Genomic DNA, 13,905 nt, shown 5'->3' with positions numbered 1-13,905 from the left:
AGGGGCCGAGACCCGCCGGAGCGAAGCGGAGGCCGAAGGTTCAGCTCAACTCGCGCTTCAGGTTTTCCAGAACCTCGGCCTGGATCTTCTTCAGGCCGAGCGGGGCGAAGATGCCCTCGAAGAAGCCGGGGACGCCGCCCGCACCCTTCCAGCTGGTGCGAACCGTCACCTGCGAACCCTCACCCGAGGGGGTGACGGTCCAGGTGGTGACCAGCGTGGAATTCGAATCCCGTTCGGTCACCATCGAATCGGAGACCGAGACGACCGCGTGGACGTTGCGGGAGCGCTTCTGCGTCGCCTGCAGCGTCCATTCGGCGACGGTTCCGGCGCCCTTTCCGCCTTCGAGCACCTTGTAGTCGTGGTAGTGCGAAGACAGGATGCGGGGGCGCACATCCTGATAGTCCGCGATCGCTTCCAGCGCACGCTGCGGTTCCGCAGCGACGACGGTCGAGCTGGATGCACTGACCTGTCCCACAATGAGCTCCTAGTCGATCCGGGGTCGTTCGGGTTTATTCGAGCCGTTCTGCGGGGCTATGCTACGCCGCGTCCGGTGCAGTTCCGGACCGGCAGACGCGGTTTCGCTCTGCCCGCAGCTACGCCCGGGGGGATGAGGTGTCGAACGTCGCTATCGGCGCGCGCCGTGTCAAGAATGTGCTCAAGTGGGTCGGCGTGATGGTCGTCGGCGTCGTCATGATCGTCGGCGCGATCACGATGCTGAACAGTCACGGCAGGGTCGACTGCGGCGGTGAGACCATGCGGTCCGGGGACCAGTGCGTCGAGGTGGGCAAACACGGCCACCGCACCACCCGCTCGATGGACGAGCAGGCGTCGGACAACACCCGGACCGGTTGGCTGCTGCTCGGCTTCGGCGTGTTGATGATCGTCGGCGGGGGCGCGTTCCTGGCCGGAGAACTGCGCCGCTCGGGCGGTCTCGGCACCAAGACCGGTATGCGGGTGGTACCGAACCCGGCCGCCTATCCCCCCGGCGGTTCCGCGTATCCGGTGACGCATTCCACGCCACCCGGCGCGCCCGCATATCCGGGCGTCGCGAATGGGGGGCAACCGCCCGCGAATCCGGCGGCCGGCCGGTCTGCTCCCGGCTATCCGTCCGGTGCGAGCGGATATCCTGCGCCCGGTTACGCTCCGGCGGGAACCGGCTATCCTCCGCCGCCACCGGGGTATCCAGCCCACTCGGGCGCGTCGGGTCACGCGGAATACCTTTCTGCCGCACCGCATTTCGTGCCGAGCGGGCCGGCGGGGAGCTACCCTCCGGCGCCACCCGGTTATCCGCCGGCCGGCCCGGATGGGATGCGCCCCGGCTATCCGTCGCACTGAGCTGCGTCGCACCGAACTCGAGCCATCGCTCTTGTCTGTCGCACCGCGCACTCCCGGCCGAGCGGTAGCGACCGGCATCGGCGACGGGCACGGTCCACGATCATCGGCGCTCGAATACGGACCGGCCGCCGGTGTGACGGATGATCGATCGAGACCCTTCGGCGGCATCCGTTCACGGCCGAACCGGAACGCTCGTTCCGGGACCGGCGACGAATTTCGACGGGTTCGTCACAAGCCCCGGGTCAGCCCACAGCCGCACGATTCCGCTCGGAAACATGTCCGCGAGCTGGGCGGATGACCCACAAGCGTGGGCCCGGCCCGTGATCGAACGCAATGCAACATATGCGTGAAGAATCGCGCCCATAGGTACCCTCGCGGTGGCCGGGGGAAACCAGGAGAGATAGCGTCAGGGGGTGGCAGTGAGTCTGTTGGGGAAGGCCGGCCGCGCGGCGGCCGCACGCGAATCAGGTTTTGCCGCGCACCGAGAAGGTGTCGAGCGTCTGCTCGCCAGCTATCGTGCGATTCCTTCGGATGCCAACGTGCGGTTGGCGAAAAAGACGTCGAACTTGTTTCGCGCCCGGGCGAAGAACCCCGCACCCGGACTGGATGTTTCGGGCCTGAACCGGGTGATCGCGGTCGATCCCCAGGCGAAGACCGCGGATGTGGCCGGTATGACGACCTACGAGGATCTCGTCGCCGCCACCCTGCCGTACGGTCTGGCGCCCTTCGTGGTTCCGCAGTTGAAGACGATCACGCTGGGTGGCGCGGTCACCGGCCTGGGAATCGAATCGACCTCGTTCCGCAACGGTTTGCCGCACGAATCCGTCCTCGAGATCGATGTGCTGACCGGTGCGGGCGAGATCATCACCGCCACACCGGACGGCGAATACGCCGATCTGTTCCGCGGTTTCCCGAATTCCTATGGCACGCTCGGCTATTCGACTCGACTGAAGATCGAACTGGAATCGGTGCAGCCGTATGTGGCGCTGCGCCATGTACGTTTCCACGATCTGCGCGAACTCGAAACCGTGATGGCACAGATCGTCATCGACCGCAGCTACGACGGCGAGCGGGTCGACTATCTCGACGGCGCGGTATTCACCGCCGAGGAGAGCTATCTCGTCCTGGGCCGTCAGACCGACGAACCGGGCCCGGTCAGCGACTACACCGGGATGGATATCTACTACCAGTCCCTGCGGCACGACAGCGCCGAGCCCAAGCGCGACCGGCTGACCATCCACGACTATCTGTGGCGCTGGGACACCGACTGGTTCTGGTGCTCACGGGCATTCGGCACCCAGAATCCGAGAATCCGCCGGTTCTGGCCGAAGCAGTACCGCCGTTCGAGCTTCTACTGGAAGCTGATCGCGCTCGATCACAAATACAACATCGGCGACAAGCTCGAGGCACGCAAGGGAAATCCGCCACAGGAGCGCGTGGTACAGGACATCGAGGTGCCGATCGAGCGCACCGCCGATTTCCTGCACTGGTTCCTGCGCGAAATTCCGATCGAACCGCTGTGGCTGTGCCCGCTCCGGCTGCGCGACAGCGCGGAAGTACCGGGAAAGCCCGAGGATCCGTCGCGTCCGTGGCCGCTGTATCCGCTGGAGCCGGATCGCACCTACGTCAATGTCGGTTTCTGGTCGGCGGTGCCGAAACAACCCGGGCAGATCGAGGGTGCGGCCAATCGCGCGATCGAGGACGAGGTCGCCCGCCTGGACGGCCACAAGTCCCTCTACTCGGACTCCTACTACGCAGAAGACGATTTCGCGCGCCTCTACGGAGGCGATCACTACGCGAATCTGAAGAAACGATACGACCCCGATCATCGTTTGCTGGATTTGTATTCGAAGGCGGTGCAACGCAAGTGACGACATTCAAGGATTCCCAGCTGCCCCCGTTCTCGGAGCTGGGAACGAAACTCAGCATTGCCGAAATCTTCGAGACGCTCGTCGACGGCGGCGTCCCGATCCGGTTCTCCGCCTACGACGGCAGCAGCACCGGACCCGACGATTCGAAGTTCAGCCTCGAGATCACGACTCCGCGCGGTATCAACTACATCGCCACCGCACCGGGCGATCTCGGCATGGCGCGGGCCTACATCTCCGGTGATATGGCGGTCGACGGCGTCCACCCGGGCGATCCGTACGACATCCTGAAGGCGATGACCGACCTGAAGTTCCGGCGCCCGTCGGCGCTGGCGCTGGTCACCATCGCGCGCTCGCTGGGCTGGGACGCGCTCAAGCCGATCGCGCCGCCGCCGCAGGAGACGCTGCCGCGCTGGCGGCGCATCGCGCTCGAGGGGCTGCGGCATTCGAAGAACCGCGACGCCGAGGTGATCCACCATCACTACGACGTGTCCAACCGGTTCTACGAACTGGTGCTCGGCCCGTCGATGACCTACACCTGTGCCTGCTACGCCGACGAGAACCAGACCCTCGAAGAAGCCCAGGAGAACAAGTACCGCCTGGTGTTCGAGAAATTGCGGCTGAAGGAAGGCGATCGACTTCTCGATATCGGCTGCGGCTGGGGTGGCATGGTCCGCTACGCGGCCCGGCGCGGCGTCAAGGTCATCGGCGCCACCCTGTCCAAGGAACAGGCCGAATGGGCGCAGGCCAAGATCGTCGAGGAGGGTCTGCAGGAGCTGGCCGAGGTCCGCCACAGCGACTACCGCGATATCGCCGAATCCGGTTTCGACGCGCTGTCCTCGATCGGCCTCACCGAGCACATCGGGGTGCAGAACTACCCGAGCTACTTCGGCTTCATCAAGAGCAAGCTGCGCGACGGCGGCCTGTTCCTGAACCACTGCATCACCCGCCCCGACAACACCCGCACGACGAAGGCCGGCGACTTCATCGACCGCTACGTCTTCCCGGACGGGGAGCTGATCGGATCCGGGCGCATCATCACCGATATCCAGAATATCGGGCTCGAGGTGGTGCACGAGGAGAATCTGCGCCCGCACTACGCGCTGACCCTGCACGAATGGTGCAAGAACCTGGTCGCGAACTGGGACGAGTGCGTCGCGGAGGTCGGTGAGGGCACCGCCAAGGTGTGGGGTCTGTACATGGCCGGCTCCCAGCTGGGCTTCGAGCGCAACGTGGTGCAGCTGCACCAGGTGCTCGGGATGAAGCTCGGCGACAAGCAGACCTGGGACGTGCCGCTGCGTCCGTGGTGGAACGCCTGAACTTGCACGAAAAGCGTTGCCGGCGGGCCGGATTCGTGGTGACGAATCCGGCCCGCCGGCGTTCTCAGTGCAGCAGCGCGTTCAGGAACGGCCGCGGAATATCGAACGATCCGGTGCCCTCACCGGCGAGCAGTACGTCGTCACGCAGTGAATGCAGCAGATAGCTCAATTCCGGGCCGGCGTCGAGAAGTGGTCTGGTCCAGCCCAATCGGGCGCAGCGATCCAGCGCCGGCAGCAGTGAGGTGATCGCCTCGCCGTTCCATCCGGCGACCGAGAGGCATTCGACCAGCAGCAGCGCGGCATCCAATTCCGCCCGGGGACGGTTCTGTTCGACCATCCGGCCGTAGAGCGCGCGCGCCCGTTTCACCGCCGATTCGAGGCCCTCGGCCGCCACGTTCTTCCCGTCCAGACCGCGATAGTGCCGCGCCAGCAGCACGCGCACGGCCGCGACCTCCTCGGCCTCCGCGGTGAGCGCGACGGTGCCGGCGGACTGGCGCAGCACCGGGGCGGGCGGCTCCGGCCCGGCGGGTGGTTCGACCAGCCCCAACCGCAGCCGTTCCGCCCGGATGTGGGCGGCCATGCGCGGAAGTTTGCGCTCGGCGGCCATCCGCGCGCCGTCGTCGAGCCGGGCGCGCGCGGTCTCGGTATCGCCGAGCACGGCCTTGACCCGCGCACCCACGACGAAGGTGGTGATCATGAAATCCACCGCACCGATCCGCGCCGGCAACCGATGGCTCTGCTCGAGCAACCGGTCCGCCGCCTCCAGGTCGCCGCGCCGATAGGTCAGCTCCCCCAGCAGCGCCGCGGCCACCCGCACCGCGTGCGAACGTGGGCCCGAGCGCTCCCGCCCGATCTGCCAGGCCTTCTCGAAACACCGGGTGGCGGTGTCGATATCGAGCTGTTCATAGGCCACCGCGCCGGTGTTGAGCAGACCCAGCACCACACCGAGCGGATCCTTGGACCTGCTGTGATAGGGCGCGGCCCAGTCCTGGATGGAGAGCGCACCGTCGAAATCGAAATCGCACAGCCGCACGAACGACACCAGATTCGCGGCGGTGGACACCGTCCACGGCGGCAGTTCGTCGGGCTCCTCCAGACACGGCAGCACCTTCTCCAGCACACCGTCGGTGCGGTCGCGGGCCACCAGGTCGGCGGCCGACAACACCGCGGCCTCACACCGCTGGCGGGTGGCATCGGCATCCGAGGGTGAGCTGCGGGCGAGCATATTCGACAGTCGCCCGAGCGCGGTGCGAGCCGCTCCGGACTGCTGCAGATTGATATTGGCCCGGGCCAGTGTCATCAACAGCTTCGACCGCGAAGTCACCTGCTGCACAGGAAGTTTGGACACGGTGCCGAGCAGGGTCGCCAGGCGGGAGGTGTCGATCAGATCCATGCCGCCGTTCTCGACCAGATCCACCGCCATCTTCAGGTCGGTGGCGGCCAGCGCATGATCCACCGACTTGCGCAGTTGCTGATGTTCGGCGTACCAGCGAGAAGCCTTGCGGTGCAACGACTTCAACTTGCCCGGATGCACTCGTTCGAGCCGGGCACGCAACTGCTCGGCGAACAGCGGCTGGATCCGGAACCAGCCCGGATCGTGTTCGACGCGGGTGACGAACAATTCGCGCTGTTGCGCCTGCTCCAGCAGTTGCTCGGCATCCGGCTCGCCACTGAGCGCCGTAGCCAGCCCGCCGTTGAGCTTCTCCGCTACCGAGATCGACATCAGGAATTCGAGCATGCGCGGTTCGAGCCCCGCCAGCACGTTCTCGGCCAGATATTCCCGAATGGCCTGGTTTCCGCCGGACAGATGGGCGATCAGCTGCGCCGGATCCACCGGAGCGCCCGTGGTGGCCCCGCGCAGCGACAAGCTGACCAGCTGGATCGCGGCCGGCCATCCGTCGGTCGCGGCGTGGATCTGCTCGGCCTGTTCATCGGTGAGCGGAAACTTGTTGCGCTCCAACAGGATCTGCCGCGTCTCGGCGAGCGTGAGCCGCAGTTCGTGACTGCCGATCTCGACCAGCTCGTCGCATACCCGCATCCGGCTGAGCGGCAGACCGGCCTGCTCGCGGGTGGTGATCACGAAGCGCAGATGGTGGCATCCGTTCTCCAGCAACGCATCCATCACCCGATGCGCGCCTTCGTCGGTGACCCGATCCCAGTTCTCCACCACCACCACGACGACCTGCCCGCCGCTGTGGATCTCGTCGATCAGCGTGGAGATCGCATAGGGCACCGCCTCCGCGGGGCGTTCCTCGAGCACCTCCGCCAGCCCGGAACCGATATCCGGCGCCACCCGCCGGATCGCCTGGATCAGATGGGCCAGCAGCCACACCTCGTTGTCGTCGTCGTGATCGATTCCGATCCACGCCACCGCGATGCCGTCGGCGGTGAGTTCGGTGCGCCACTGGGCGGCGATCGTACTTTTTCCGAAGCCCGCCGGTCCGTGGATCACGGCCAGCCGGCGGCGGCCACCCGTGCGCAGGATATCGAGCAGCCGGGGCCGGGGAATCGGCTCGCGGGCCGGGGTCGGCGGACGGAATTTCGTTGCGGCCGTGGGCGGTAGCGTCGGGGGCTGGGCGAGACCGGGCGGCCCCGGAGTGCGCAGCGCGGGCAGGCCGAGGACCGCGCGGCTGCGGCGTGAGGTGATCGGATACGCCGTCGCGTCGGGTTCGGCCGTGCGGCCGTCGGTCGTTTCGCCGTCGAGCAGAGCCATCTCGTCGGCCGTCTCGCCGTGCGCGATCTGCACGGCACGCATCTCCTGCCCGAATTCCAGGGCCGAGGCCGGGCGATCGGCGGGATCCTGAGCCATCGCCGATTCGATCACGCCCGCCACATCGGCCGGAATGTCCTGTTCGCGCAGGTCGGGGACCGGCTGGGTGGTGATCCGCAGAAATTGGGCGACGACGCGCTCACCGGAGCGACGTTCGAAGGCGGCGTGCCCGGTCAGCAGCGCGAACAGCGTGGCGCCCAAACCATACACATCGGACCGCACGGTCGGTTCCTCGCCCTTGAGCACCTCGGGCGCGGTGAAGGCCGGCGATCCGGTGATCATGCTGGTAGAGGTCTGAAAGCCACCCGGGATGCGCGCGATGCCGAAATCGGTCAGCTGCGGTTCGCCGTAGCGGCTCAGCAGCACGTTCGCCGGTTTCACATCGCGATGCAGGACGTGCACGCGATGTGCGCTCTCGATCGCGCCCGCGAGTTTCACGCCCACCCGCAGCGAATCCGACCAGCTCAGCGGGCCGTGATCGCGAATCAGCTGTTCCAGCGAGCCGTGCGCGGCGAACGGCATGACGAGGAACGGCAAGCCGCTGGGCGTGACGTCGACCTGCAGGACGTCGACGATATTCGGATGGCCCGACAGCCGGCCCATCGCATGTTCCTCGCGCAGGAACCGCTCCCGGCTCTCCTCGTCGATCTCCGAGGACAGCACCTTCACCGCCACCACGCGATCCAGCGCCCGCTGCGCACAGCGATAGACCACCCCGAAACCGCCGCGCCCGATCTCCTGGGCATCGAACAGCCCCATCGCCTCGAGTTCATCGGCGATGCGAATCGGTTGGTAGCGCTGGGTATTCGCCCCCGCGGCTGCCTCCGAGTCCGCCGCGGGATCGGGATCGTCGTCGCTGCGGACCTTGCCCGTCTGTGGATTCATCTGGCCACCTCGAACGTTCCGCCCTCACTCCAACGTAGCGCGGTCGATGCGCATCCGGGCGCGGTTCCGCTCGCTTCGAGTCGCGACCGTTTCCGTCGGCCGCGGCCACACCGGTGAGAGCGACGAGACAGCAAACGGCCCGGATCACGCGGGAACGTGATCCGGGCCGTCGCAGGGAATCTCGGCGTGGCGAGAACCTTACTTGCGCAGCGAGTCCGGCACCTGGAAGCGCTCACCGAACTTCGCGGCCAGCTCGTCGGCACGGGCGACGAAGCCTTCCGTGCCACCCGGGTAGCCGACGATGAACTGGTGCACACCACCGGTCCAGGCCGGGTAGCCGATACCGAAGATCGAGCCGATGTTCGCGTCGGCGGTGCTGGTCAGCACGCCTTCGTCGAAGCACTTCTGGGTCTCGATGGCCTCGATGAACAGCATGCGGTCCTTCAGATCCTGCAGCGTGACGCCCTCGGGCAGCTCACGCTTGGAGTTGAAGGCGTCGCGCAGGCCCTCCCACAGGCCGGCGGTCCTGCCGTCGGCGTAGTTGTAGAAGCCCGCACCGTGCAGCTTGCCCTTGCGGTCGAACTTGTCGATCATGGTCTCGACCACGCGGCCCGAGGCCAGCGAAGCGGCGGAGATCGCGATGCCGTCCTTCTCGGCGGCCTCCTTGGTCTCCTTGAAGATCTTCTGCATGGTCTCGAAGTTGAGCTCGTCGCTCAGCTTCAGCGGCGCGGCCGGGTAGCCCGCCTGCAGACCGGCCTGCTCGATGGTCTGCGGGTCGATGTTCTCCTCGAGCATCATGATGGCCTCGTTGATGAACGTGCCGATGACGCGAGAGGTGAAGAAGCCGCGGCTGTCGTTGACCACGATCGGGGTCTTGCGGATCGCGAGGGTGTAGTCGTACACCCGAGCCAGCGCCTCGTCGGAGGTCTTCTCACCACGGATGATCTCCACCAGCGGCATCTTGTCGACCGGGGAGAAGAAGTGGATGCCGATGAAGTCCTCGGCCCGCTTCACACCGTTGGCCAGCAGGGTGATCGGCAGGGTGGAGGTGTTGGAGCCCAGCAGCGCGTCGGCGTCGACGACGTCCTCGATCTCCTGGAAGACCTTGGCCTTCAGGTCGGGGTTCTCGAAGACGGCCTCGATCACGAAGTCGACACCGGCCAGATCCTTGGGGTCGGCGGTCGGGTGGATGCGATCCAGCAGCGCCTTGGACTTCTCCTCGGTGGTCTTGCCACGCGAGAGCGCCTTCTCCTCGATCTTCACCGAGTACTGCTTGCCGCGGTCGGCGTTCTCCTGGGAGACGTCCTTCAGCACGACCTCGTAGCCGGCCTTGGCCGAGACGTAGGCGATGCCCGCGCCCATCATGCCGGCGCCGAGCACGCCGATCTTCTTGATGTCCCGCTTGGGCACGTCCTTCGGACGCGAACCACCGTTGTTGATGGCCTGCAGGTCGAAGAAGAACGCTTGGATCATGTTCTTCGCGACCGGGCCGGTCAGCAGCGAGACGAAGTAGCGCGACTCGATCAGCGACGCGTTGTCGAAGTCGACCTGCGCGCCCTCGACCGCGGCGGCCATGATGGCCCGCGGCGCCGGCATGTTCTGGCCCTTGAGCTGCTTGCGCAGGTTGGCCGGGAAGGCCGGCAGGTTGGCGGCCAGCGCCGGGCTCGACGGCGAGCCGCCGGGGATCTTGTAGCCCTTGCGGTCCCACGGCTGGGTGGCGGCCTCGGCGTTGTCCTTGTTGTCCTTGATCCACGCCTTGGCGGCCGGGACGAGCTCCTCGACGCTGCCGACGACCTCGTTGACCAGGCCCTTGGCCTTGGCCTTCTGCGCGTTGAACTTGTTGCCCTGCAGCAGCACGCTCATCAGGCCGTCGGCGATGCCGAGCATGCGGGTGATGCGGGTGACACCGCCACCGGCCGGGAGCAGGCCGAGCGAGACCTCGGGCAGACCGATCTGCACGCCCTTGACGTCGGCGGCGATGCGGTAGTGCGTGGCCAGCGCGATCTCCAGGCCACCGCCGAGCGCGGCGCCGTTGATGGCGGCCACGACCGGCTTGCCCAGGGTCTCGAGGCGACGCAGGTCGGCCTTGATGCTGGTGAGCTCTTCCATGATGTCCGGAGCGTTCTCCGGAGTGGTCTTCATCATGTTCTTGAGGTCACCGCCGGCGAAGAAGGTCTTCTTCGCGGAGGTGATGACGACACCGGTGATGTCGTCGACCTCGGCCACCAGGCGGTCCACCGTGGCGTGCATCGAGCTCTTGTAGAGCTCGTTCATCGTGTTGGCGCCCTGGTTCGGGTCGTCCATGGTCAGCACGACGATGCCGTCGGCGTCCTTTTCCCAGCCGATCATGTTCTCTGTCATAGTTTTTCGTTCTCCTGGAGAATGTGAAGGGTGGGGATCAGACGCGCTCGATGATGGTGGCCACACCCATGCCGCCGCCGATGCACAGGGTCACCAGGGCGTAGCGGGCGTTGCGGCGCTCCAGCTCGTCGACCATGGTGCCGGTGATCATCGCGCCGGTGGCGCCCAGCGGGTGGCCCATCGCGATGGCGCCGCCGTTGACGTTCAGCTTCTCGTCCGGGATCTTCAGATCCTTCTGGAACTTCAGCGCGACCGAGGCGAAGGCCTCGTTGATCTCGAACAGATCGATGTCGTCGACCGACAGACCGGCCTTGGCCAGCGCCTTGTGCGCCGCCGGGGTCGGGCCGGTGAGCATGATGGTGGCGTCGGCGCCGCTGGTGGCGGTGGCGACGATGCGGGCGCGCGGGGTCAGACCGGAGGCCTCCCCTGCTTCCTGGGAGCCGATCAGCACCAGCGCGGCGCCGTCGACGATGCCCGAGCTGTTACCGCCGTGGTGCACGTGGTCGATCTGCTCGATGTAGTGGAACTTCTGCAGCGCGACCGCGTCGAAGCCACCCATTTCGCCGATGCCCGCGAAGGACGGCTTCAGCTTGGCCAGATCCTCGACGGTGGTGCCGGGACGCATGTGCTCGTCCTGGTCCAGCACGGTCAGGCCGTTGATGTCCTTGACCGGCACGACGGACTTGGCGAAGTAGCCGCCGGACCACGCCTGCGCGGCCAGGTCCTGCGAGCGCACGGCGAACTTGTCGACGTCCTCGCGGGTGAAGCCCTCGATGGTGGCGATCAGGTCGGCACCGATGCCCTGGGGCGCGATGTAGAGGTCGTAGCTGGTGGCCGGGTCGGCGAACAGCGCACCGCCGTCGGAGCCCATCGGCACGCGCGACATCGACTCGACACCACCGGCGATGACCAGGTCCTCGAAGCCGGAGCGGACCTTCTGCGCGGCCATGTTCACGGCCTCGAGGCCGGAGGCGCAGAAGCGGTTGATCTGCACACCGCCGACCGTGTCGGGCAGGCCCGCGGTCAGCACGGTGGTGCGGGCGATGTCGGCACCCTGGTCACCGATCGGCGACACGACACCCAGGATGATGTCCGAGATGCGATCCTCGTCGAGGTTCGGGAAGCGGTTGCGCAGCTCCTGGACCAGACCGGTCGTCAGATCGATCGGCTTGACCGAGTGCAGCGAGCCCTTCTTGTTGCGGCCGCGCGGGGTGCGGATGGCCTCGAAAATGTAGGCCTCTGTGGTCATATCGGAGTGTTTCCTTCCTTAAAGGTGCCGACCGGCCATCCGACCGACCGTGTTCGATCCCGGCGAGCCCTCGGGCACACCACACCGGCGAACCGGGAGGTCACACACGGTTTCCTCCGGAAGTCCGCCGAGCGCATAACGCTGTACAAACGCCGACACGCATCGACCTACGAGGCTCCGGGATGCCCGTATGCCTGGGCATACCATAGAACCTCGTAGCACCGATGCTGACGACCACCCGTTCATAGTACAGCGGGATGCGAACTCCGGTTAACTTAACGTATTCCGGCAGGTGACTGTCAACCACCCAGATGTGTGGCACCCAACTCAGTTCGCAGCAACTCCAAGGCCACCTCATCGGGGTCGCGGCGCTGTTCCGGCGGGACCGGTCGCGCCGATTCCGCGAGCATCTCCTGCTCTTCTTCCGGCGTCAACGCAGGTGGGACACCGTCGTAACCTACCGGCGAGTAGTCCGACGGCCCGGGGTCGTCCGGAAGGTCCGGCGCCTCGGGCGGCGGAATATCGTCGTCGGGCGCGGTTCGGTCGCCGGCGCCGGCGCCGCGCGGCGGGCGGAACTCCCGTCGCTGTCCCTGCCCCTGACCGTCGCGCCGATCGGCCGCGGCGCCCCGGGTATCGGTCTGACCACCACGGGTCTCACCTTCCGCCGACTGCGCCTGGCTCTGGCTGGGCCGGACGAATCGCGGCGGTTGCGACTGCCCCGGATTGTCCCCACGCCCACCACGGCCGGCCGACGGTTCGGCGCCGCCTCGCGCAGGTCGCTCGGACGCCGCACCACCGGTGCGCGCACCACCGGCATCGCCCGACCCGACTTCCCACCGCACGCCGTACTGCCGGCCGATCACCGCGTGCACCGCGGCCCGCACGGCGTCGATGTTCTGCGGAATGGACAACCGCTGCGCGAGCGGAGCATGCGGATGGGCGAACACGATCGTGTCGCCCTCGACCCGGACGGCCCCCACCGCACCCGACAGCAGCGCCGGCAGGGCGGCACTCGACTCCCGCGCCTTGGCTCGGATATCGGCCCAGGCGGCCTCGATCTCCCGCAGGACATCGCCACTGCCGGCCTCCGCGGGCGACGTCACCGGCTCCGCGGGCGCATCCGCGATCCGGTCCGCCTCGTCGGCATCCGACGGATCCCGCCTCTCCGGGCTGTCGGCCGAAGCCGACTCCGGGGTGGCAGACCGGGCAGCGTCGGAATCGGTGACGGAATCGACCGCGGGACCGTGGGCATCCGACCCCGCGACGGCATCCGGGCCGCTCGAACTCGCGGCACCCGTCGACCGGGCGGCCACACCGGCCGGCTCCGAGTCGCGATCGGACTCGACGGTTCCTTCGGCGCCCGCGCCCGACTCGCCTCCCGTTTCGGGGCGGTTGGCGACGTCGCCGGAAGCGGTCGCGTTCGGCCCACGGTGGCCGCGCTCGGCGGCGTCGTCGGATCCGGCCGACACCGATTCGCCTCGATGGACAGTGGAGGCGGCGTCGCCGGGCGCGGGATGCATCGGGTCGGATGATTCCGGCCGGGCCACAGAATCCGCAGCGGGCCGGTGGACGGCGACCGACTCGGCTGCGCCCAGGTCGGGAGCCAACTCCTCCGTTTCGGCCTGTCGCTCGGTGTCGGTCACCGGCTGCGCGCCGGAGGGAGACGCACCCTCCGGCCCGGACCCGGCGACCTGATCCGCATTTCCTGATTCGGCACCGGAATCGGTTGTCGCCGTGGAGATTTCACTTGTTTCCACACCGACCGACGCCGGGCGGACAGCTTCGCTGTCGGCCGATACGGCACCGACGGCTACGGAGCCGGTCCCGGAGACCTGCTCACCGCTCATCGAAATACCGGCGGCACCGGGTCGGTCATCCGGAACCGGACGATCGGCCGCCGCCGGGTACGCATCCTGCGTCCCATCCGAAACTTCTTGCGGCCGTTGATCTTCCGATTCGTTCTGCGATTGCGGCGCCGCTGGTGATTGCGGGCCGGTCGGCGACTGCGCCCGCTGCGCCGGATGCGGCGCGCTCTTCTTCTCCCGCATCGCGGCGAGGGCTTCCGCGCCACGGCGACGCGGCTCGCCGGACGACCGGGCCGCGCCACCGGCTGACTCC

At 67.3% G+C, this 13,905-nt stretch carries 7 protein-coding genes and 1 pseudogene; 3 read left to right on the top strand and 5 right to left on the bottom strand.

Annotated features, from left to right (window positions below):
- Nucleotides 1–40: 40 nt before the first annotated feature.
- Entirely contained in the window at nucleotides 41–475 is a 435-nt protein-coding gene (locus tag AC5592_RS29915) for an SRPBCC family protein (protein WP_036497274.1), read from the bottom strand.
- A 137-nt stretch (nucleotides 476–612) separates the two neighbouring features.
- Here AC5592_RS29915 and AC5592_RS29910 point away from each other — a divergent pair, with 137 nt between their 5' ends.
- The 3 genes from AC5592_RS29910 to AC5592_RS29900 all read left to right on the top strand — a co-directional run bounded on the left by AC5592_RS29910 (nucleotide 613) and on the right by AC5592_RS29900 (nucleotide 4,522).
- Nucleotides 613–1,335 carry a hypothetical protein gene (locus AC5592_RS29910; protein ID WP_063066139.1) on the top strand — a complete coding sequence of 241 codons (723 nt, stop codon included), beginning with the start codon at nucleotides 613–615 and terminating at the stop codon, nucleotides 1,333–1,335.
- 419 nt (nucleotides 1,336–1,754) lie between these two features.
- The gene (locus AC5592_RS29905) at nucleotides 1,755–3,206 is read left to right on the top strand and encodes an FAD-binding oxidoreductase (protein ID WP_063066138.1); all 1,452 of its coding nucleotides are present in this window, start codon (nucleotides 1,755–1,757) and stop codon (nucleotides 3,204–3,206) included.
- Nucleotides 3,203–4,522: a class I SAM-dependent methyltransferase gene (locus AC5592_RS29900; RefSeq protein WP_063006937.1), complete on the top strand. Its 1,320-nt coding sequence runs from the start codon at nucleotides 3,203–3,205 to the stop codon at nucleotides 4,520–4,522. Before AC5592_RS29905 ends, AC5592_RS29900 begins: the two co-directional genes overlap by 4 nt.
- Nucleotides 4,523–4,586: 64 nt before the next feature.
- Here the strand turns inward: AC5592_RS29900 and AC5592_RS29895 are convergent, their stop codons facing one another.
- From AC5592_RS29895 to AC5592_RS29880, 4 genes and pseudogenes are all read right to left on the bottom strand, one after another.
- On the bottom strand, nucleotides 4,587–8,177 hold the full coding sequence (locus AC5592_RS29895; protein WP_063066137.1) for a serine/threonine-protein kinase: 3,591 nt from the start codon (nucleotides 8,175–8,177) through the stop codon (nucleotides 4,587–4,589).
- A 198-nt stretch (nucleotides 8,178–8,375) separates the two neighbouring features.
- A complete protein-coding gene (locus tag AC5592_RS29890; protein WP_063066136.1) occupies nucleotides 8,376–10,538 on the bottom strand; it encodes a 3-hydroxyacyl-CoA dehydrogenase NAD-binding domain-containing protein in 2,163 nt (720 codons plus the stop codon).
- A gap of 37 nt (nucleotides 10,539–10,575) precedes the next feature.
- Complete coding sequence (locus AC5592_RS29885) at nucleotides 10,576–11,787, bottom strand: acetyl-CoA C-acetyltransferase (protein ID WP_036497267.1); 1,212 nt, start codon at nucleotides 11,785–11,787, stop codon at nucleotides 10,576–10,578.
- 299 nt (nucleotides 11,788–12,086) lie between these two features.
- Nucleotides 12,087–13,905: pseudogene (locus AC5592_RS29880) on the bottom strand (hypothetical protein); the annotation flags it as partial.

It is taken from the genome of Nocardia violaceofusca NBRC 14427 (assembly GCF_963869435.1).
GTDB lineage: Bacteria > Actinomycetota > Actinomycetes > Mycobacteriales > Mycobacteriaceae > Nocardia > Nocardia aobensis.
Note: the sequence above shows the minus strand (reverse complement) of the source record. Positions and strands in the feature narration are given on the sequence as shown.